Annotated in this window: 25 protein-coding genes; 5 read left to right on the forward strand and 20 right to left on the reverse strand. The window is 50.6% G+C overall.

Annotated features, from left to right (window positions below; translation table 11 throughout):
* Positions 1–227 precede the first annotated feature (227 nt).
* Entirely contained in the window at positions 228–629 is a 402-nt protein-coding gene (msrB, locus tag ABYT30_RS02770; RefSeq protein ID WP_373078036.1) for a peptide-methionine (R)-S-oxide reductase MsrB, read from the reverse strand.
* A gap of 196 nt (positions 630–825) precedes the next feature.
* On the opposite strand from msrB, the gene ABYT30_RS02775 reads away from it, so the two are divergent.
* A complete protein-coding gene (locus tag ABYT30_RS02775) occupies positions 826–2,055 on the forward strand; it encodes a pyridoxal phosphate-dependent aminotransferase (RefSeq protein ID WP_373078033.1) in 1,230 nt (409 codons plus the stop codon).
* Positions 2,056–2,085: 30 nt separating this feature from the next.
* Here ABYT30_RS02775 and ABYT30_RS02780 read toward each other — a convergent pair whose 3' ends face one another.
* Both ABYT30_RS02780 and ABYT30_RS02785 read right to left on the reverse strand, forming a co-directional pair.
* The gene (locus ABYT30_RS02780; protein ID WP_373095188.1) at positions 2,086–3,039 is read right to left on the reverse strand and encodes a class I SAM-dependent methyltransferase; all 954 of its coding nucleotides are present in this window, start codon (positions 3,037–3,039) and stop codon (positions 2,086–2,088) included.
* Positions 3,032–4,153, reverse strand: coding sequence for an ATP-NAD kinase family protein (locus ABYT30_RS02785; RefSeq protein WP_373095190.1), 1,122 nt, complete (start codon positions 4,151–4,153; stop codon positions 3,032–3,034). Before ABYT30_RS02785 ends, ABYT30_RS02780 begins: the two co-directional genes overlap by 8 nt.
* Before the next feature lie 138 nt (positions 4,154–4,291).
* Between ABYT30_RS02785 and ABYT30_RS02790 the strand changes: the two genes are divergently transcribed.
* A complete protein-coding gene (locus ABYT30_RS02790) occupies positions 4,292–4,468 on the forward strand; it encodes a PA1571 family protein (protein WP_373078026.1) in 177 nt (58 codons plus the stop codon).
* On the opposite strand, the gene ABYT30_RS02795 is transcribed toward ABYT30_RS02790, so the two are convergent.
* From ABYT30_RS02795 to ABYT30_RS02805, 3 genes are all read right to left on the reverse strand, one after another.
* The gene (locus tag ABYT30_RS02795) at positions 4,434–5,543 is read right to left on the reverse strand and encodes a 4-phosphoerythronate dehydrogenase (protein ID WP_373095197.1); all 1,110 of its coding nucleotides are present in this window, start codon (positions 5,541–5,543) and stop codon (positions 4,434–4,436) included. The two genes, ABYT30_RS02790 and ABYT30_RS02795, sit on opposite strands and share 35 nt — an antisense overlap.
* Positions 5,544–5,611: 68 nt before the next feature.
* Positions 5,612–6,181: an elongation factor P hydroxylase gene (locus ABYT30_RS02800; RefSeq protein WP_373095192.1), complete on the reverse strand. Its 570-nt coding sequence runs from the start codon at positions 6,179–6,181 to the stop codon at positions 5,612–5,614.
* Positions 6,174–6,668, reverse strand: a complete 495-nt coding sequence (locus ABYT30_RS02805) for a gamma-glutamylcyclotransferase family protein (protein ID WP_373095194.1) — start codon at positions 6,666–6,668, stop codon at positions 6,174–6,176. The genes ABYT30_RS02800 and ABYT30_RS02805 overlap by 8 nt, the downstream gene beginning before the upstream one ends.
* 170 nt (positions 6,669–6,838) lie before the next feature.
* Between ABYT30_RS02805 and ABYT30_RS02810 the strand changes: the two genes are divergently transcribed.
* On the forward strand, positions 6,839–7,522 hold the full coding sequence (locus ABYT30_RS02810; RefSeq protein ID WP_373078021.1) for a hypothetical protein: 684 nt from the start codon (positions 6,839–6,841) through the stop codon (positions 7,520–7,522).
* 26 nt (positions 7,523–7,548) lie between these two features.
* On the opposite strand, the gene tusA is transcribed toward ABYT30_RS02810, so the two are convergent.
* From tusA to ABYT30_RS02830, 4 genes are all read right to left on the reverse strand, one after another.
* Complete coding sequence (tusA, locus tag ABYT30_RS02815; RefSeq protein ID WP_373078018.1) at positions 7,549–7,782, reverse strand: sulfurtransferase TusA; 234 nt, start codon at positions 7,780–7,782, stop codon at positions 7,549–7,551.
* A 74-nt stretch (positions 7,783–7,856) separates the two neighbouring features.
* Positions 7,857–8,084 carry a YheU family protein gene (locus ABYT30_RS02820; protein WP_373078016.1) on the reverse strand — a complete coding sequence of 76 codons (228 nt, stop codon included), beginning with the start codon at positions 8,082–8,084 and terminating at the stop codon, positions 7,857–7,859.
* Positions 8,077–8,919 carry a class I SAM-dependent methyltransferase gene (locus tag ABYT30_RS02825; RefSeq protein WP_373078013.1) on the reverse strand — a complete coding sequence of 281 codons (843 nt, stop codon included), beginning with the start codon at positions 8,917–8,919 and terminating at the stop codon, positions 8,077–8,079. The genes ABYT30_RS02820 and ABYT30_RS02825 overlap by 8 nt, the downstream gene beginning before the upstream one ends.
* 26 nt (positions 8,920–8,945) lie before the next feature.
* Positions 8,946–9,257 carry an MTH1187 family thiamine-binding protein gene (locus tag ABYT30_RS02830; protein WP_373078011.1) on the reverse strand — a complete coding sequence of 104 codons (312 nt, stop codon included), beginning with the start codon at positions 9,255–9,257 and terminating at the stop codon, positions 8,946–8,948.
* Positions 9,258–9,335: 78 nt separating this feature from the next.
* Between ABYT30_RS02830 and ABYT30_RS02835 the strand changes: the two genes are divergently transcribed.
* Positions 9,336–9,854 carry a glycine cleavage system protein R gene (locus ABYT30_RS02835; RefSeq protein ID WP_373078008.1) on the forward strand — a complete coding sequence of 173 codons (519 nt, stop codon included), beginning with the start codon at positions 9,336–9,338 and terminating at the stop codon, positions 9,852–9,854.
* A gap of 24 nt (positions 9,855–9,878) precedes the next feature.
* Here the strand turns inward: ABYT30_RS02835 and ABYT30_RS02840 are convergent, their stop codons facing one another.
* The 5 genes from ABYT30_RS02840 to prmB all read right to left on the reverse strand — a co-directional run bounded on the left by ABYT30_RS02840 (position 9,879) and on the right by prmB (position 13,960).
* On the reverse strand, positions 9,879–10,103 hold the full coding sequence (locus tag ABYT30_RS02840; RefSeq protein ID WP_373078005.1) for a hypothetical protein: 225 nt from the start codon (positions 10,101–10,103) through the stop codon (positions 9,879–9,881).
* Between the two features lie 62 nt (positions 10,104–10,165).
* Entirely contained in the window at positions 10,166–10,597 is a 432-nt protein-coding gene (locus tag ABYT30_RS02845) for a hypothetical protein (RefSeq protein ID WP_373078003.1), read from the reverse strand.
* 63 nt (positions 10,598–10,660) lie between these two features.
* Complete coding sequence (locus ABYT30_RS02850) at positions 10,661–11,827, reverse strand: MFS transporter (RefSeq protein ID WP_373078001.1); 1,167 nt, start codon at positions 11,825–11,827, stop codon at positions 10,661–10,663.
* Positions 11,828–11,834: 7 nt separating this feature from the next.
* The gene (aroC, locus tag ABYT30_RS02855) at positions 11,835–12,935 is read right to left on the reverse strand and encodes a chorismate synthase (protein ID WP_373077998.1); all 1,101 of its coding nucleotides are present in this window, start codon (positions 12,933–12,935) and stop codon (positions 11,835–11,837) included.
* A 107-nt stretch (positions 12,936–13,042) separates the two neighbouring features.
* A complete protein-coding gene (gene prmB, locus ABYT30_RS02860) occupies positions 13,043–13,960 on the reverse strand; it encodes a 50S ribosomal protein L3 N(5)-glutamine methyltransferase (protein ID WP_373077995.1) in 918 nt (305 codons plus the stop codon).
* Between the two features lie 150 nt (positions 13,961–14,110).
* Between prmB and folE the strand changes: the two genes are divergently transcribed.
* Positions 14,111–14,659: a GTP cyclohydrolase I FolE gene (gene folE, locus ABYT30_RS02865; RefSeq protein ID WP_373077992.1), complete on the forward strand. Its 549-nt coding sequence runs from the start codon at positions 14,111–14,113 to the stop codon at positions 14,657–14,659.
* Positions 14,660–14,736: 77 nt separating this feature from the next.
* Here folE and ABYT30_RS02870 read toward each other — a convergent pair whose 3' ends face one another.
* From ABYT30_RS02870 to ABYT30_RS02890, 5 genes are all read right to left on the reverse strand, one after another.
* Positions 14,737–15,585, reverse strand: coding sequence for an alpha/beta fold hydrolase (locus ABYT30_RS02870; RefSeq protein ID WP_373077989.1), 849 nt, complete (start codon positions 15,583–15,585; stop codon positions 14,737–14,739).
* A 14-nt stretch (positions 15,586–15,599) separates the two neighbouring features.
* Complete coding sequence (locus tag ABYT30_RS02875) at positions 15,600–16,079, reverse strand: histidine phosphatase family protein (protein ID WP_373077987.1); 480 nt, start codon at positions 16,077–16,079, stop codon at positions 15,600–15,602.
* 37 nt (positions 16,080–16,116) lie between these two features.
* Positions 16,117–17,133, reverse strand: coding sequence for an NAD(P)H-dependent glycerol-3-phosphate dehydrogenase (locus tag ABYT30_RS02880; RefSeq protein ID WP_373077984.1), 1,017 nt, complete (start codon positions 17,131–17,133; stop codon positions 16,117–16,119).
* A gap of 97 nt (positions 17,134–17,230) precedes the next feature.
* Entirely contained in the window at positions 17,231–19,135 is a 1,905-nt protein-coding gene (htpG, locus tag ABYT30_RS02885) for a molecular chaperone HtpG (RefSeq protein WP_373077982.1), read from the reverse strand.
* Positions 19,136–19,236: 101 nt separating this feature from the next.
* Positions 19,237–20,919 carry an acyl-CoA dehydrogenase family protein gene (locus ABYT30_RS02890; RefSeq protein WP_373077980.1) on the reverse strand — a complete coding sequence of 561 codons (1,683 nt, stop codon included), beginning with the start codon at positions 20,917–20,919 and terminating at the stop codon, positions 19,237–19,239.
* Positions 20,920–20,932 lie beyond the last annotated feature (13 nt).

Consider the following 20,932-nt stretch of genomic DNA (forward strand, 5'->3'; position numbering starts at 1 on the left):
TCCCCTAGGGGACTCGAACCCCTGTTACTGCCGTGAAAGGGCAGTGTCCTAGGCCACTAGACGAAGGGGACGCCGCAAACCTTCCAGACTCCGAGTCACTTGTTGTCTGAAAGTGGCGCGAATTCTAAAAACCTTAGGCGCTCACGTCAAGTCGCTTTTGCCCTGAAAGTGAAATAAACCTGATTTAGCTGCAAATTTGCCTATTTTACAATCAATCTGTATAGCAATTAGTCAGCCTGCTCAGGATCCAGTTTTAGTGACAAGGAATTTATACAATAACGTTGGCCCGTTGGCGCGGGGCCATCAGGAAATACATGCCCTAAATGAGCGTCGCAACGCGCACATATAACCTCCTCCCTCACCATACCGTGGCTAACATCCCGGTTTACCGCAAGCACATCTGCCTGTGTAGGTTGATAAAAGCTAGGCCAACCTGACCCGGAATCGTATTTCGTGTCAGAACTGAATAAGGCTAAGCCGCAGCACCGGCACAAATAGGTCCCTGCGGTCTTTTCATCGTTATACTCGCCCGTAAATGCCCGTTCAGTCCCCTTCTGGCGACAAACCTGAAACTCCTCATCAGAAAGAAGTTCCTGCCACTCTTGCTCAGATTTCACTATTTTTTCCACGAAAAGCTCTCCACCTTGGGTACTACAACACCGTATAATCGTTCCACACTGTTTTAGCGCGGCGTATACCAATTAGTATTACACTGCTCAAACAAATTTAGCACTCTAGATTTATCACTTCCAGCGCAACGCCGATAGGCGTCAGCGCCAACACTGACATAAAATCTGGCATTACAGCCGATTAAGAAGGCAAGACATGGCTCTCTACAGCAAGTCAAAAAAATTAAACAATGTGTGCTACGACATTCGCGGACCCGTGCTACAGCGGGCGAATGAGCTAGAAGAAGAAGGTTACCGGATCCTCAAACTCAATATTGGCAACCCTGCCCCTTTTGGCTTTAACGCCCCGGATGAAATCATTCAGGACGTTATCCGCATGCTGCCGGATAGCGAGGGTTACAGTGACTCCAAAGGTTTGTACAGCGCTCGCAAAGCAGTTATGCAAGAGTGTCAAAAAATCGGCATCCCCGGTGTTGAAGTTGGCGATATTTACCTTGGCAATGGCGCCAGTGAATTGATAAGCATGGCAACTCAAGCACTGCTGAATCAAGGTGACGAAGTGTTGATTCCAGCACCGGATTACCCACTGTGGACCGCTGTTGTCTCGCTATCTGGCGCAACGCCAGTGCACTATCTTTGCCAAGAAGAAAAGAACTGGGAACCCTCAATAGACGATATTCTCAGTAAAATCACCGCTAACACCAAAGCAATCGTCATCATTAACCCCAACAACCCCACGGGTGCCGTCTATAGCCGCGAATTGCTTGAGCAGCTCGTCGCGATTGCTGAAGAACATAATTTGGTGGTGTTTGCCGATGAGATCTATAGCAAAATTCTCTATGACGAGGCTGTGCACATTCCCATTGGCAGCTTAAAAGCCGATATTCTGTGCCTGACCTTCAATGGACTCTCAAAAGCCTATCGCTTAGCCGGGTTTCGCAGTGGCTGGCTTATTGTATCCGGCGCCAAAGACCGCGCTGGCGACTATATCGAAGGGCTAAACATATTGTCGTCAATGCGCCTGTGCGCCAACGTACCTGCCCAGCACGCGATTCAGACGGCGCTTGGGGGCTATCAAAGCATCAATGAATTAATTCTACCCGGCGGTCGTTTACTTGAGCAGCGGGATTTAGCCCATAAGATGCTCAATGAAATCCCCGGTGTGAGCTGCACGAAGCCGGAGGGGGCAATTTATATGTTCCCGCGGCTTGATCCTGAGGTCTACCCAATTCAAGATGATGAAAAAATGATTCTTGAACTCCTCAACCAAGAAAGAATTCTGTTGGTGCCAGGCTCTGGCTTTAACTGGCCAGAAAACGACCACTTCCGCCTTGTATTCCTGCCCAATAAGCTGGACTTAGCCGACGCAATTGAGCGCCTAGGCAATTTCCTAGCTCGCTATCGCAAGCAGCTCAAGGCCAGTTAATCGGTTTACATCCCCCTCAAACCACCCGCCTTAGGCCAGTGGTTTGAGGCGATAATGCAGCACTTTCAACGCGCGATCTGGATTCTGCTCCGGAAAATCATCTCGACCCGCTAGACGCTCAATAAACTCAGCGTCAGGGCAATGGCTTTCAAGCACTTCTTGTAAAAATGCTTCGCCCAAATACGGCGCATTCAAACATACTAAGACATCCCCCCCCTCTGGGAGTAATTCACGGAAACGCCGAGCAAGTTTCGGGTAGTCTTTTACCGCGTCAAAACTGCCCTTTTGTGAGGACGGGGGATCACAAATTACGATATCGTAAGGACCTAATTTTCGTAATCGACCCCAAGACTTAAGAATATCGTGACTGAGGAATTTAAGATCGGCACCCTCACCGCGGTCATTAAGCCGCCCACCATTACGACGATGGTTTTCCCGCCCAACTTGCAGTGCACCCTTACTCATATCCACGTTCACCAATCGCCTTGCGCCGGCTAATTCAGCCGCCACAGAGAACGCACAGGTATAGGAGAACAGATTTAAAATGCGCGCATTTTCCGCCCGCTCAGCCAACCAAAGGCGAGTTGGCTGCATGTCCATAAAATAGCCGATATTTTGCTTGGCATTGAGGTCAACAAGGAACTCTACCGCACCCTCTTTAACCGAAAAATTTTTAGGAATATCTCCCCATAAACAATAAGTTGCTGGCGACTCACGATATCGGCTCTGAACAATTGCAGCCGAGCATTTATCACGAAAATACCTAGCAAGCGCAGCGCAAAACTCAAGCCAAAACGGATGCTCCGGCTGACGATAAACCACTATCCACAATACTGGAGCAAAGTAGTCGACACTAAAATATTCGAAGCCAGCAAAGCACTGGCCACGCCCATGAAAGAGCCTCAGGGCGTCATTATTGTGCTGTATTTTCTCCGGCCAAGTCGCGAAATCACTCACGGCAACAAACTGATTAAAATCATTCACCGGATGCACTCACTCGGTACATAATAGAGTCGCGGTAGCCGGTAATCACCCTAATATAACCTTCCCAAGACTTGTCCAACGCCAAGTCATTGCTGTCGACCAATAATGGCCGTCCCGCGAGACCGCTAATTTTGGTTTTGGTGGCCAGCACCATAAAATTCTCCCTCCCTATCTGACGGATGAGATTCGGGCTGAGCTGTTGATTACCGCGACCAAGAATGTGGCCCTGGCCGCCAATTGCGGTGATCAAGACCTTAACAGGCCCCTGGTGTCTCGCTAAAGCGAGGCCAATATCCTCGGCATTAAGGTCGGTGGCCAGTAATTGCTGATCCTTAATCAAGTCAAAGCCCAATAAAGTATTGTCTAGTCCTAGCGCTAGCATGACCCCCTGCGTGGTGCTTCCCGGCCCCACTAAATATAAGGTTTCGGCGTCCATTTCGGCGATGACTTCGTCGGCAATTTCAGCCAACACCAACTCTTCGACCTCCCGGCCACCCGCTTTCACGTGCTGCAAAAAGCCGCCAATACGGGGAACGAGCAATTCGCCGTAAAACTGCGAGCGGACTCGCCCCTCTTGGAACGCGCGCTCATCAATATCGCGGACCTCGGCCAGCTCAATATCTACTAAGCCACCATCAAGCAAAGCAAGAATGATATCTGCTGCACTCTCTGGGCTAACAGCGTAAACCCCAGAGTGCATTTTCACGCCTGCTGGCACTCCTAGCGCAGGTAAACTCGTACCAATGGCAGAGAAGACATCCCGCGCTGTGCCATCACCGCCGACGAAGAGTAGCAAATCCACACCCGCGGCTAATAAAGCCTGCGCAGCGGCTTTAGTATCCGCTGCCTGAGTGACTGCCTCACTAAGCGGCTGCCCGACTGCCACAAAGGGCAGGCCCGCCACCTCGCCACCTATTGAGGTCTGCGCCGACATGGCGCCACCATAACCGAATAGCGTTACCCGCCCCAACGCGCCGGCGGCAAGATGCGCCAAACAGCGCACCGCGCGCGCTTCAGAACGGCCATCGCTACTGTGCAGCGCGTCGCTGCCCTTTAGGCCTAGCGGGCCACCAGCACCCGCCACTGGATTAACGATCACTCCCAATTTAAACATGCCGTTCCTTTTACAAAGGCAATACATTGCCAATTAACATTGGCTATTGCGTAAATTACCTAGGGACATCAATTGGCAAAAATGGCCAAATAAACCAATACTCAATATTAACTATTTAACTAACAGCGGAGATACAGGGTGAGCCATCAAGCCACTGGAAATTCACATCAAGCCCCGAACTACCTCGGTGCAGTCATCGATGAAAATGGCCGTGAAACCCCCATAAGCGATGCAATGATTGAAAACAGCCTGCAAGCCTTGCAAGATACGCCTGCCGAATTTATTTGCCGCCTTGCACAGCGCGCAGCAAGCTAGCCATATCTAGATTGCTTGTTAGTAACTTGCTATAGCCCAGCTCTCGGCGAATTGGGTAATGCTTCCGTAGCAAATCAAACCGTGCGCCACGCTCTGAATCCTGAATAATTGACAGGAAGCGCTGGCAGTCTTCCGCCACGTCATAAACTCCTAAAACCGCCTCTCGCAGCACCGTAGCGACATCACTGCCCGTGCAGAGTACCTGTGGCGCGGCATTGATATCGTCGACATCCGCATTGAATTGCTCCGCTTCGCCTAAAAAGCACGCTAATTCAGTGGCAACCATCCGCAAGCCAGCCTTTTTTCCGTCGACGCTATAGCCGGCAATATGCGGGGTAGCAATGACGCAGCGTTCCGCTAAATCTGGGGAAAAATTAGGCTCGCCCTCCCATACATCGAGGGCGAGCCTAATATCCGGGCGGCTATCAAGCAAGGCCAGCAACTCTGCGGTCGCGACAACTTCCCCGCGGCCCGCGTTCAGCACTACACCGTTTTGGGGTATAGCTCGCAAGATTTTCGCATCGAGCATGTGAAAACTCGGAAAAGGCCCCGACGTAGTCAACGGGGTGTGTAGACTAAGCAGATTGCTATCGACAACCTCCTCGAGCGAACGCAAACAGGGGTATTGTTTCGGGTCGAGCAGCGGATCATAGGCCAACCAGGGAATGCCTATAGCACTTAGTCTCTGCCCCAGTCGTTTCCCCACATTGCCATAGCCGACAATGCCGACACGGCCACCGCCGAGCAAAGATTCTAGCAAACCGTCTATCCGGCATGTGACGCTAAGCACGTAATCCACAACCGAATCAGCATTAGAGCCAGGCGCAGTGCAAAACTGAATATTTTGGCTACGCAGGTACTCCGTATCAAGGTGATCACTGCCAATCGTCGTCGACCCGACAAATTTAACTCGTGAGCCAGCTAGCAAGGATTTATTTACCTTGGTAACTGAACGCACAATTAAGATGTCGACATCCTGTAAATCCGCTGCACCAATTTGCCGACCGCTGCGCGTGACGACCTCACCAAATTGACCAAAGCATTTGGCCGCGCCAGGAATGTTTTCATCCACCACTATTTTCAATCGATTATCTCTATTAATTACTTTAGGTAATACTTATAACGCTCTGATTAATAACAACATTAAAATTTAGCTATGTATTTTAATGGGACCTCTAATGTCGTCAACGCAAGCTCAGTACCGAAGTGCGCCGCCAGCGCCCGCCTGAATTGCTCCCCACGAGGGGGTAAGCCACCGTGCAAATACACCTGCACTTGCTGCCAAACCGCCAGCTGAAAAGGAAAGGGATCAATCTCCTCACCGCCTAGATTGTCGACACTAACTTGGAAGGGCATAGCCGCCGCAAGACTAAACAAACACTCCAGCGCTTGGGGGCGCACTTCAACGCGCTCAAAAATACCTTGGCTTTCACGATTGCGGCCGTCGGGCTCATACCAATAACCATAATCTGGCCGCTGCCGCCTCGCCTCCCCGGCAATACACCAATGCGCGACTTCATGTAGTGCACTGGCAGCGTAATCGGCGCGAAAAACAATCTGATGAAATTCTCTGTCGCTTGCCGCAGGCTGGTAAAAAGGTTCCTCGCCACCACTAATTAATGCAGCTCTATGACTCCCGGTAAAACACGCGGTAAAGACCGCACAGATTTGCTCGGTTTTTGATCCAAGGCTTATTCGGCGCGACTCAAGCATTATAAAGCAAACCGCTTTCGCCCAAGGTACTGGACGATGCAAGACAGGATTGCCCTTGTAGCATTGTTAAATATTCCGCCGACAAATGCGCCGCACCGGCTAGTAAATGCGCCAAATAATTGCTCTCAGGCAGTAGTCCACTTTCTACATAGGCTGGGTTGGCCACGTAAATCCATGCCGAACGCAAGCCCGATGCCGTCTGGAAGGCCATGCACTCGCGGCTATATCGTACCGGCGTGCCTTCGAAGCCATCCATGATATTAAGGGCGAATTGATCCGCCAGCGTGTACAAAACGCCTTCTACCGCACTTAAACTACTGTGCACGACATTGGCATATGCGACACCGGGCGTGCAGTGGGAGCGCTTATTAAACACTAGCCGATAACCACGTAACTCGGCACGTTCAGCAGATATAAACATAAGCCCCCGCGCCTGCATCCGAGCGGGATTCATATTGGAACCGTAGGCAAAATAACAAAGACTCATCAAGAAGCACTTGGCAAAAGTGGAAACAGGGAGTAATTTTAACAGAAAGGGACATCCGCGCACGGTCTTTGCGAATGAGCATGGCGAGCAACGAGGTAAATAGCGCCTCAAGCCACATGTTTAAATCCTTAGCAGCGAGATGTACCGCCCGCTACGTGAGGAATGATGTTATGGCTCCACGTAACCTAGGCAAATCTTCGTCAGCGAAGATACTCCCATTTCCTCAGCGGCCCTCCCGCGTTGAGCAGCACAGAATTCTCCGGGTTTCTCCCGAGTATGAAGGCCTCTGCCTACTCTACGCTCACCACGCCCTTAGCCGTGACAAACTCTATGCGGTCAAAATTCTTGGCTGGGCACGACTCGCCAACGGTAAAAATGTCGCCCTTCTCCCTTGGCTCAATGGCATATCGCGCTGCATTGATCTTGTTGACCCTGAATCAGGCCAATCCCAAGGCTATTACGACCCCGCCAGCGAGCGCCGATTTAGCGACACACCGCAGCATCATTGCGCCGCATTGGACGCCATGAGTCACTACCCCGAACCGATAGCAGGTGGCTTCGTACAAGAATTCCCAGATTTAATCGGCAGTCATGCCGCCTTGCTTAGCGAAAAAAGGGAGTTTGAGCTGCAGCCAGTTATCAGCTGGCGTTTACAACAAAATGGCGATTTAGATGCCATGGTGGCCGATATTAGCAAAGCAACCGACTTCCCTATTTTACCCGGCGATGCATGCTTGTTCACCGTCCAGAAAAGTTCAGCGTTCCGCTATTTTTTCCAATACCACATCGCCAATCAAATCAAGGCCGGAGGGCGAGTCGCTACGCGAGCACTGACACAACTATTTCAGTCCTAAACCAGGCTAACTAAGCTTAAATCTGTTTAGGCTTTTTGTACAAAATAGCGGTACTCCTTAGCGCCCTCTTCTTGGCCAAGTAAGGTGTGGCCCAAGAAGTTACAAAACTTGGGAATATCTCTTGTTGTCGCGGGATCCGTAGCGATTACTTCCAAGACCTCCCCCGAGGCAATATCGCGAATTTTATTGTGCAACATCATCACCGGCTCCGGGCAAAATAAACCGCAGGTATCCAGCGTGTGATCTACTGCTATCGTCATTAACACGTCCACTCAATTTTTAACGTCGGCTTATTCTCACCGTTCAGGGCACCATTGCAAAGCGCTCCACCGCACTACGAGGTCTTAGCAATCACTGTCCAGCTTTCACTGTCGGGGCAAAATGCAATCGCAGCCCGCTTTTGCGCCAGAGCCTGCCGTAACTGGCTTATTTTAGCTTCGGTGCTAAGTTCCTGCTCACCGTAGTCAGTGCCATCCCTACTAACCAACTCCTCTAACATCCCCTGAAAAGCCTCGGGGCTGAGTTTTTGCCAAGGAATTTCGACATAATCATTATCATTCATGTACAGGTTTACCAAATTTAAGAGTCATTCGATCACTTTCGCCAATAGCCAAATATTTCGCGCGTTGCTCCTCCCCTAGCCGCAAACTGGGAGGCAAGGTCCAAACGCCCTTGGGGTGGTGGTGATTATCCTTGGCGTTCGCATTAATTTCACTGCTGTCAAGCAACAAAAAGCCAGCGGCTTCGGCCAAGGCGATCACCTTTTGTTCACTGACATAGCCACTTTCAATCATCTCAGCGACACTTGCATCGGGGTCTGCTCGGTGTTCAACAACGCCGAAAACCCCACCCGGTTTCAAGGCGGTAAAAGCCGCCGAAAAGACTTGATCAGCAACGCCGGCCTTTAACCAATTGTGGACATTTCGAAACGTTAGCACCTGATCGGCGCTTCCCGCTGGCGCTATCGACAGGTACTTTGGCGCTTGTAAGCTTGTTACCGTTACCTTGTTATACACATCAGGGGTGGCCGCGAGCTTTTTTTCATAGGCAAGTAGGGATTTTTGATAATAGGGAACTTCACTGTCCACCGCGAATTGCGCGGCGTAGAGCTTCCCGCAGTCACGCACCAACGGTGCTAGCACTTCGGTATACCAGCCGCCCGCCCCCGGCCACAATTCGACTACAGTGTCGCAGGGCTGCACGCCAAAGAACATTAAGGTTTGCACTGGGTGCCGAAAACCATCGCGCGCGCGATTCTCTGCACTGCGATGACTAGCATCGACAACGCCCGACCAGCTTGGCATCTGGGCAACTAAGTCAGCTGCAGCACCGTTTAAGGCAAGTAATCCAAATACACCAATAAGTACCCAGCGCCGCACAGATAATGTTTTTGTCATGACCAAACCCTTCCCCTTGTTGCTGGCTAAGCTCGCGGCCCAGCCAAATAGTCCTGCACATGTTCGACTTTCTCTGCCATAGTTTGCTCACGATCACAGCGGGTCGCAATTTTTAATTGAGTCGATATCCGCGGCGCGCCCATTTCATGCACACGCATGTGACAACGCTTCACCACGTCCATAACGCCCTCCCATTCACCTTCAATATTGGTACCGTAGGCGTGCAACTGGTGAACTAGACCGGCGTCAGCGATGATTTTCTGGCACTCAGCGATATACGGCGTCAATGACAATTCTGTGCCAAGGGGAATAATGCAAAAATCGACAATCACCTTCATGCTAATCCTCACTTACACTCGCATTCTGCTCGGACTATACTCTAATATCAGCACACCAATAAAGAATAAGGGTACGCCGTGAATAGCTCATTGGTTTTTACTTTTCTTGGCCAGGACCGCCCCGGCCTCGTTGAACGCTTGGCCGACATCGTTGCAGATCACCAAGGTAATTGGTTAGAAAGCCGTATGACTCAACTTGCAGGCCAGTTTGCCGGCATTGTCAGGGTTGCGGTAGCCGATGCCGATGTCGACGAACTCAGCAACGCCCTCTGTAGTTTAAATATTGAGGGCTTAACTATCCACATACAAGCGGGCGCGACCAGCCCAGCACCCGGCGCAACTAGCAAATTATGCAAGTTGCATATTTTAGGTAATGACCGCCCCGGCATTGTCCGCGAGGTCAGCCGCGCCCTCAAACAGCAACAAATAAACGTGATTGAAATGAGTTCAAATATTACCAGTGCAGCCATGAGTGGGGACGCTCTATTTGAGGCCCATGTCAGCGCGGAAATGCCCGCAGGCTGCGATTTTGACGAACTAGAAGACAGCTTGGATCAAATTGCCGAGCAGTTGAGTGTCGATATTGTTTTAAGTTAGCCGGTAAACCCAAAGCGGCGAAAACTAGCCCCGCAGCCGCTTTGCTACAAAAACCAATCCGGCCGACAGTATTACCACGAACCCAACACCGGCAACACAGAGTAAAAAATACTGGGCAATATCTTGCCACGGTATCTCAAAGCTCCACACCGCAGAGCCGACCAACATAAGCGTTGCCAGCACGGCTAATACCGGCGTTCGGTAGCGCTTGACGATTTTAATATAATCCTGAATCACACTGCTATTCACGTACGCTAAACCTTTTATTTGGGAAACCCCTTGCCTTGTCGTAGACCGCGTCATAGCGCAATCTATCCCAAGGTGTCTTCACGGACCCACTCGCAACGCAATTTACCCGCACCCTGCCCCGGCGCGTGAAAGTCCTCTTCCGCCTGCCAGACAAAAGTGTGAGTACCGTTATACGCGGTTTGCAAATGCACAGTGGCACTTACCCAATACATTTTATGAAGCATGTTTTCGAACTGCCGCAACCATTCATCCCACTCGTGTTCAATCGCCTTATATGAACTGCCAAAATGGATTACATCGGTCTGGCAGTCGCCAAAATCAAAGGCTGGCCGGGGCGCCGAAAACATTTCTCGACACAGCAGCGGCCAATCTTCAGCGGCGGGCAGTAAAGCCGTGACTAATTGATTATTGTCTCGGCGACTGTCAAATTCATTGAGATCGCGGGCAAACAACATGTCGGTAATACAACCGTAAACGACGGATTCTTGGGCCATGGAAATACCTATTAAAAATGCTCTCAGGGAGTCTACAAAAGCTAATGCCCGTCAGCCAGCAGATTATTGACCTAACGCTGGTTCTTGCCCTACTTTCACATCAAACCACCGCCACGCAACTAGGTATGCCACCCCTGCAGCCACCGCAGCCGCGACAAAACACTGGGCTGCGCTAATATCCCATGCCCAACCACTTAATAATGCGCCACAAGCGCCACCTAAACCAAAGCTTAAGCCGCTGTATAGCGCCATGCCCTGGCCGTGGTGCCCCGTAAACCAGTGGCGAATAACTTCAATACCGGCGGCATGAAAACTGCCAAAGCTCGCTGCATGTAAACACTGTGCCAACACTAAAATTGCAGGGTATTCTACAAAATACGCGATTAGCAGCCAGCGTAGCGCCGCCAAACCCAAACTCCAAAGGACAATACTACGCAGGCTGCAGCGGGCAAGCAGGCGGTGCATAAACAAGAACAGGAGCACTTCGGCAACTACGCCAAGTGACCACAAACCGCCAATCAACGTTCGCGTATAGCTCTGAGATTCCAGATAAATACTAAAAAATGTGTAGTACGGACCATGGGATAACTGCAGGAAAAAACTTACTGCAAAAAATGCTATCACCGCCGGCTTACGGAGGATACCGGCAAGCGACTGCCGCTGCGCGTCTTGACGTAAACCGCCAGGCTTCTCACTAACTAATAAACTGGCCAGCCAAATGCCGCTCAATAAAATGGTGATGAGGTAAAGTAACTGGCCGATGGGATGGTGATCCAGCCACCACCCGATACCAACAACGGCGACGATAAAACCGATCGAGCCCCACACCCGAATCAAGCTATAACGCCCATAACGACCAGTTAGGTGAGACAAGGTCAACACGTCAAACTGCGCCAGCACTGCGTTCCAAAAGAAGCTATAAGTGATAATGATGCCAGCTAACCACCAAAAGTCCGAGCGTAGAAAAGCGCCTGTAAAAGCGAGCATCGCCATAAAAGCGCCCGCACGAATAATGCGAGTACGGTAGCCAAAACTATCAGCCAGCCAGCCCCATAAACTTGGCGCCAGAATTTTGGTGACCATCACTAAGGACGTCAATATTCCAATTTCTTCGGAGCTAAAACTCAAGGACTTTAAGTACAAAGACCAATACGGAACCCAAGTACCTAGGAGCGCAAAATAAAAGAAGTAGAATCCAGATAAACGCCAATAAGGCAGCGCGGTACTCATACCGCGCTCAAGACGCGGCTGCTGGAATAACCGGAGTTGTGGAATTCACTGCACCGTTCTGCCCACGATTACGCAAGAAGTGGTCCATTAACACAATAGCGACCATTGCCTCGGCAATTGGTACGGCGCGAATACCGACACAGGGGTCGTGCCGGCCAGTGGTTATTACTTCAACTGGCTTACCATCGATATCAACGGTTTTACCGGGCACCAATATGCTGGACGTAGGCTTCAATGCAAGATGGGCTACCAAATCTTGCCCACTGGAAATGCCCCCTAAAATGCCGCCAGCATTGTTTGAAGTAAAGCCCTGTGGCGTCAACTCGTCACGGTGCTCGCTACCAAGGGCATCCACGCAGTCAAAGCCCGCGCCAATCTCGACCCCCTTCACTGCATTAATACCCATCAGCGCGTGCGCGATGTCGGCGTCTAATCGATCAAAAACCGGCTCGCCGAGTCCTACCGGCATACCACTGGCCACTACCGTCAGCTTAGCACCCACCGAATCGCCAGATTTACGCAATTTCTGCATATACTCTTCCATTAAAGGAATTTTATCGGCATCAGGGCAGAAAAAGGGATTGGTTTCCACCAAACTCCAATCGACCGTATCAATCGCAATTGGACCCAGCTGAGACAAGTAACCACGCACCGCTATACCACATTGACTTGCCAAGTACTTTTTCGCGACAGCCCCAGCGGCCACCCGCATGGCCGTTTCTCTTGCTGACGAACGGCCGCCGCCGCGATAATCCCGTGCACCGTATTTCTGCTGGTAAGTGTAGTCGGCATGCATGGGCCGAAAACGGTCCTTTATCTTGCCGTAATCCTTTGAGCGTTGATCGGTATTTTCAATTAACAAACCAATCGAGGTTCCGGTGGTCTTGCCTTCAAAAACCCCAGACAGAATTTTAACCACGTCATCTTCACGACGCTGAGTGGTGTAGCGCGAGGTGCCAGGCTTGCGACGGTCAAGGTCGATTTGCAGGTCTTCTTCACTCAGCTCCAGGCCAGGTGGACAGCCGTCTATAATGGCGCCCAGAGCGAGGCCGTGGCTCTCACCAAAGGTGGTGACAGAGAATAATTTACCGATGCTATTACCTGACATTGATTATCCCAAAACTGTTCATGTACGACCGACAAGCCTGTTAGGCGATGGCGACCAAATCTCACTGATGACGAATTATACGGCAAAGCACTGCCAAGGTCAGAGCCTCAGGCAAAACTCTCCGCATTTTCAATTAATTGCTCGCGGCTCATCACAAATACGCCATGGCCACCGTGTTCAAACTCAAGCCACATGAAAGGCACCGTAGGAAAGGCCTCGTCTAAAGCTATACAGCTATTGCCTACTTCGACGATCAACACCCCTTCATCAGTGAGGTAGTTAGCCGCCTCCCGAAGGATTCGCCGCGTGATATCCAATCCATCTGGGCCTGACGCTAAACCCAGCGCGGGTTCGCGCTGGTACTCTGCGGGCATTGTCGCTAAATCTTGGGCATCGACGTAGGGTGGATTACTCACAATGAGGTCGTATTGTTGGCCCTCTAATAAATCAAAGACATCCGATTGCACCGCACTCACGCGATCGCCCAGTTCATGACGGGCAATATTAATATCAGCAACATTCAGCGCATCTAAGGAAATGTCTACCAAATCAACATAGGCGTCTTCAAATTGATAGGCGCATGCTATACCAATACAACCGCTTCCCGTGCACAGATCAAGGATCCGCTGCGGCCGAGAACCTGAGAGCCAAGGCTCAAAATCTTGGGCAATGAGCTCGGCAATCGGTGAGCGCGGCACCAAAACCCGCTCGTCCACATAAAAGGACAGCCCCGCAAACCACGCTTCATGGGTGAGGTATGCCGCTGGCAGGCGTTCCTCTACGCGGCGCTGTATAAGGTGAATTACTTTATGTCGCTCATCCAACGTCAGGCGCGCGTCGAGCAAGGCTGGATCAATCGCCAATGGCAAATTGAGGCCATGAAAGATGAGAACACGCGCCTCATCAAAAGCATTATCGGTACCGTGACCAAAAAATAAGCCAGCACGCCCAAATTCGCTAATGGCCCAACGCAAATAATCACGGAGCGAAAACAGCTCCTGCGCAATCTCGTCGTTACCTGTCACAAAGCCACTCCCCACCCAAAAACACGATTTTACACTGCTCAAGCAGAATAATCCTGCACCTATTATTTACCTATAAAGACGCCACAGTGTTTGGCAGCCAGAGGCCCGTTTGTTACTATTCCTTCCCCGACAACGCGCGAAGGAAGTCCCGTGGAACAAGCGTTTGCAGATATCATAAAAAAAATTGGCGAAGATCCCAGCAGAGATGGCTTACTTGACACCCCTGCTCGCGCCGCTAAAGCCTTTGAGTTTTTAACCGAAGGCTACCGCCGCAATGTCAAAGACGTAGTCAATGACGCGTTATTTGACTCAGATTGCAATGAGATGGTGGTGGTTTCCGACATTGAACTGTACTCGCTGTGCGAGCACCACTTGCTACCTTTTATCGGAAAATGCCACGTCGCCTATATACCCAGCGGTAAGGTTCTTGGCCTGTCGAAGGTTGCACGAATTGTCGATTTGTATGCCCGCCGCCTACAAATTCAGGAAGGTCTCACCACCCAGATCGCTAATACCATCATGGAAGTCACCGGCTCTGAAGGCGTCGGCGTTATTATTGAAGCCCGCCACATGTGCATGATGATGCGCGGCGTCGAAAAACAAAATTCGGTTATGCGTACCAGCGCAATGCTCGGCGTGTTTAAAGACAATAATGCGACTCGTACTGAGTTTCTGGCGCTCATTAACCGACCAGCCTAGTACACCGCGAATCGTTAAATGTAAAAAGCCCCTTTAAAGGGGCTTTTTACATTTAAACAAGCAGTTTATTTACCAGTTCATCCGCAGACACCTAGAAATTCTTTTATCCAGCGCGCCATTTCCGTTGCCTGCTCGTCCATATGACAATGATGATCCCCTTCAATATGCTTAATTTCAAACCGCTCAAGCAAATTCACGGGCAACTTCGGCAACCAGCGCCCCAAGCCTTGGTCCGCAATGATCAGTAAACTGGGCGCACTTATCGCGGCCATATTGGCTTGCAGCTGGGCAAAACTTAACTTTACTGGAGATGCTAGCTTCACCCGACGATCGCTGCGCCAAAACACCCTTCCATTTGGGTCACAATAGCTGCCGCGCTCAACAATAAGCTGGGCCGCGAACTCTGACATTGGCGTTGCCGCGCGCCTGGCGGCTAAGGCCGCTGCAAAATTTGGATGGCCTTTATCACTGCTACCCGCTTGCGCAAAATCCTTTAAATAGCGGCCAAGCTGGGCCGGAAAATTCTCTGGCGCCTCAGGCATAGGCACTAAGCCGTCGACGCAAATCAAATGCGAAACACGTTCAGGGGCCGCGCCTGCCAGCAAGCTAGCCATCATTGCCCCACGGGAATGACCAATCAATACAAAGCTTGACCAGCCCATTTGCTCTGCAACGCCGAGTACGAACCGCAAATCATCCCAAATAGCGTAGTTGCCAGAAGCAGGTTTGTGATCACTTAAACCGTGACCGGGCATATCCAAGGCGAGAATCTGTAATTCAGGTAATACCTTGGCCAAGGTGTCGAAGCTGGCGGCGTTGTCCAGCCAGCCATGTAGCGCAATGGCTGGTATGCCGGCATCCCCCCATTGTTTGGCACAAATCGTCATGCCGTCGATTAAAAATTGGCGCTCTTTTGCATCAGACATCAAGCAATCTCAATTTAACGGCCGTTATGATCGTAATTTGGGTAATGACGCAGCCATTGCAAGCTCGCGCAGCCCTGACTGAATACATCGCCTTCTAACAGGGCCATGCTAGCAGTTTGCATACCCCAGTAACTTTGCGCCTCGCTGCCGTGCCAATGATTTATAGCATTACTCAATAGTGGGTTGTGAGCCACTAGCATGAGGCGCTCCCCCCGAAAGGTCGCCAACATCGCCTCTAATTCGGACAGGGGCGTATCTGGGGTAAGCGAGGACTTTATACGCGGTCGCAACTGCCATTGTTCATTAAGGATCGCGGCACTCTCAGCGGCACGCTTATAGGGACTAACCCACAACGCTTCGGGTTGCCAATTATTTGCACTCAACCACTGTGCCGCAGCATTAATTTCGGCTTTACCAACATCGGTCAAGGTGCGTTCAATATCGGTTTTGGTGTCCCAGGACGCTGCCCCGTGGCGAACTAACAATATTTCCATAAGCCTATATCTGACATTCCCTAAATTTAAGTATCACTTATTGCAGAGTAAATTCCACATCGCGATTTTGTTCGGCGCACATCATCGTACCGATTACGTCGGCAACCTTACGGCCATTATAGATAATGTCGTAAAGTCCCTGCACCAGCGGCATATAGATATTAAGAAGCTCGGACTGCTCTTTCATCAGCCTAAGGGTATTTACACCTTCAGCCACTTGCCCGAGGCTTGCCACCACCTCATTCAAGTCTCGCCCCTGCCCCAGCTCAAAGCCGACTCGATAATTGCGACTCAATGGCGACGTACAGGTCACAAATAAATCGCCAACGCCAGCTAAGCCCAGAAAAGTAAGTGGATCCGCGCCCTTAATTACCGCATAGCGACTCATTTCAGCCAAGCTGCGAGTAATTAACATACTAATGGTGTTATGGCCGCAGCCCAGGGCTGCAGCCATCCCGGCGGTAATCGCGTAGACATTTTTTAGTGCCCCGGCCAACTCTACGCCGTACATATCACTACCCGCGTAGACCCGAAAGTAGGAACACTGCAACAAATCCTGAATGGTGCTGGTGACATCGGCGTCGTTGCTCGCGACAACGGTACCCGTAATCATTCGGGCCGCGAGCTCCTTCGCCAAATTCGGGCCACTCAAAATACCAATCCTAACCTGTGGCAATTCTTCTAGTAGAACTTCGCTCATTAACTTATTAGTTTCGAACTCGATTCCCTTTGTGGTACTAATCAGAATTGTCCCCGGTGCGATACAGTCAGCGAGCTGGCGAGCAACTTCTCGACTGGACTTGCTGGGAATCGAAAAAAATACCGTATCGCAGCCTGCTACTGCTTCCTGTAGATCAGCGGTGGCACGTAGCGCTGGGTTGAGTTTAATTCCTGGCAGATAAACCTCATTAGTATGAAGCTCATTGACCTCTTTAACTCGCTCTGGGGTACGCATCCACTGACAGGTGCTGTGGCCATTATCGGCAATAATATTTGCAATGGCAGTACCGAAACTACCACCACCAATAATGGCAACCTTGTGTTTTTTCGCCATAGTTTACTTCTACTCACTATTTATTATTTGTGAGTCTACCACTGCTGCAATAGGCCCTAAAACAAAAAAGGCGGCTTTCGCCGCCTTAGTTCATTGTTTACGCACTTAGCTCTAAAAGCAATTTATTCAGTTTGTGCACGTAACCAGCCGGGTCCTCCAGCTGAGCGCCTTCTGCCAAATGAGCTTGATCAAAGAGAATCCCAACCAGATCAGCAAAACGATCCTCATCAGCTTCTTTATCAAGCTTCTGGACCAGTGGATGCTCTGGATTCAACTCAAAAATAGGCTTGCTTGGCGGTAATGCCTGGCCCGCGGCCTCTAGCATTCTGCGCATTTGCGCACCCATATCATCTTCAGTAACCACCAAACATGCTGGCGACTCAGTTAAACGACTGGTCACTCGCACCTTCTCTACTTTTTCAGTCAAAACGGTGTTAACCCGCTCAACAAGATCTTTATGCTCTTCAGCCAAGACTTCTTGGGCTTTTTTCTCTGATTCGTCTTCAAGGTCGCCTAAGTCCAGCTCGCCACGGCCAACATCCAAGAAGGATTTACCGTCAAACTCGGCAAGATGGTTCATCAACCAATCATCCACCCGCTCAGATAGTAACAAGACCTCAACACCCTTTTTACGGAATACTTCAAGGTGTGGACTGCTCGAGGCTGTTTTGTGGCTTTCACCAACCACATAGTAAATTTTGTTCTGGCCTTCCTTCATTCGAGCGACATAGTCTTCCAGTGAATGAGTCTGCTCGGCCTTATTGTCATGGGTCGTGGCAAAACGCAGCAATTTGGCGATTTTCTCTTTATTGCTGAAGTCTTCCGCCGGCCCCTCTTTTAACACCTGACCAAAGGCTTTCCAAAATTGCTGATATTTCTCAGCATCACTCTTGGCAAGTTTGCTCAGCATATCCAATACGCGCTTGGTTAGCGCGCTCTTCATGGCATCAACCGCAGGATCCTGCTGCAGAATCTCGCGAGAAACATTCAATGACAAATCGTTTGAGTCAATCACCCCTTTCACGAAACGCAGGTAAAGCGGCAGGAACTGTTCAGCATCGTCCATGATAAACGTGCGCTGGACATAGAGCTTTAAACCCCGCGCAGCGTCGCGATTCCACAAATCCATCGGCGCTTGACCCGGCAGATAAAGCAAGCTGGTGTACTCCAACTTACCTTCGACTTTATTGTGGCTCCAGTGCAGCGCTGGACTAAAGTCGTGGCTTACATGCTTGTAAAACGCTTGGTATTCATCATCAGTGACGTCACTACGTGAGCGCGTCCACAGTGCTGTAGCGCTGTTTACCGCTTCAAATTCAGCGACTTTTTGCTCTTCACCCTCTTTTGCAGGAGGTACATTTTCCAGCATTTGCACTGGAATGCTGATGTGATCCGAGTATTTTTTAATGATTGAGCGTACGCGCCAGTCATCAGCAAACTCAGTGTCTTCTTTGCGCAAGTGCAGCACGACGGTAGTACCGCGGTCCGCCTTCTCACAAGATTCAATAGAGAAGTCTGCTTCCCCGGTCGACTCCCAATGTACGGCGTCTGCAGCCGTCAAACCAGCGCGGCGAGTAAACACCTCAACCCGCTCGGCCACGATAAAGGCTGAGTAAAAACCAACACCGAACTGACCTATTAACTGAGAATCTTTCTTGCCGTCACCGCTGAGATTCTTCAAAAACTCAGCCGTACCGGAGCGGGCGATCGTGCCCAAATTATTGATAACTTCGTCGCGGGACATACCAATGCCATTATCGCTCAGAGTCAGGGTATTGGCTTCTTTATCTAGGGTAATACGAATGCGTAAATCAGGATCGTTTTCGTACAGCGCGCCATCCGCTAGCGCCTCATAACGAAGCTTGTCCGCGGCATCAGAGGCATTAGAAACCAACTCACGAAGAAAGATTTCCTTATTGCTATACATCGAGTGAATCATAAGCTGAAGCATTTGTTTGGCTTCAGTTTGAAAACCCAGCGTTTCTTTTTCTGCTGTTGACATTATTTCCACCTTTTAATACTGAATTAAGTATGCCCGCCGCTTAAAACGGACAGTATTTGAAAGATGGGGACTTTTAGGGGCATTTCAAGAGTTCGATAGACTTAATATTGCTCAGGGAGCACCCGATCCAAAATGGCCGCAATATTTAGACCGTCGGGAAGGCAGCCGTAAATTGCCTGACCACCGGCTAAACGAGAGCGTACGAAGGCTTCAGCAACCGCTTTAGGCGCATAACGTGCCAATAACGACGCCTGCATCGTTAAGGCCAGCTGCTGGACTAATTGTCGGGCTTGATAGACTGGGTCTCGCAAACCATCGAAAGCTTCCCGCAATTTACTCACTGCGAGGTCTAAGTCTGGGAATATACCCGTCGATGTCGCCAATTCAGTGAACCACTGATCCAATACAGCGGGGGTTTTACCGATTGCTCGCAATACATCCAAGGCCTGGATATTCCCTGAACCTTCCCAAATAGCATTGATTGGTGCCTCGCGGTAAAGCCTCGGCATGATGCAATTTTCAATAACACCATTGCCACCTAGGCACTCCATGGCCTCGTAAGCATGGCCCGGGGTGCGCTTGCAGATCCAGAATTTGCCAACGGCAGTACCGAGGCGCATCAGTAATTGTTCGGCAGGATCATCGGCATTATCCAAAGCCCTCGCCATACGCATGGTCAATGCTAAGGAACCCTCGGCCTCCAATTGCAGGTCAGCCAATACATTCTGCATCAGCGGCTGGTCGATCAAGCGAGCGCCAAAAGCCTGGCGCCGACGAGCATGATGCACTGCCTGGACAACGGCCTGACGCTGACCCGCGCTAGAGCCGACCATGCAATCGAAACGCGTCAGCGCGACCATCTCAATAATGGCTGGCACGCCCCGGCCCTCCTCCCCGACCATCCAGCCATGAGCATCCCTCAGCTCAACTTCAGAAGAAGCATTAGACACATTACCCATTTTGTTTTTGAGACGCTGTAAATACAGGCCATTTTTTTGACCGTCTTCACGCCAGCGCGGCACCAGAAAACAGCTCAAGCCGCCGTCAGTTTTCGCTAACATCAAAAAGGCATCGCACATTGGCGCGGACAAAAACCATTTATGTCCATTTAGCGCATATAACGCACCGCTGCCGCTGCCGTTTATAGGCCGAGCACTGGTCGTATTCGCCTGGACATCGGAGCCGCCTTGCTTCTCCGTCATGCCCATACCGATGGTTACCGCGCGCTTTTCATAATAGGGAATATTATCTGGCTGATAGGCGTTCTTTAGAACTTTAGGCAGCCAGACCTCAGCCACACTGGGCGTTAATTTTAAGGTTGGCACCGCCGCGAATGTCATTGTTAAAGGACAGCCGTGACCAGCATCAATTTGTGACTGCATAAAGCTTAAGGCCGCGCGCTTTACGTGGGCATGCTTAGCATCTGCTTGCCATGGACCGGAGTGAATACCGGCGCTTAATGCCATATCCATTAGTTGGTGATATGCCGGGTGAAAACGCACTAAATCGACCCGATGTCCGAAACGGTCGTGCGTATCCAACTGCGGCTTACTCTCATTAGCCTCATAGCCCCAATTGATTACATCGGCCCGACCGCACATCTGACCGTAGGCACGCAATACGCCTTCATCTACTGTCCCGTTTGCCCGGACAGCCTCCTGTAAAGGCACATCGCTGCCATAAAGATTATAGTTTTCGAGCGCCAGCGATTGATTAAAAACGTCATGGGTATCCGTCGAGCTCAGCCCATCTTGATCCACATTTAAATTGGTCACTGACATCATTTAATCCTCTAAA

This window comes from Zhongshania sp. (assembly GCF_041623545.1).
Taxonomy (GTDB): domain Bacteria; phylum Pseudomonadota; class Gammaproteobacteria; order Pseudomonadales; family Spongiibacteraceae; genus Spongiibacter.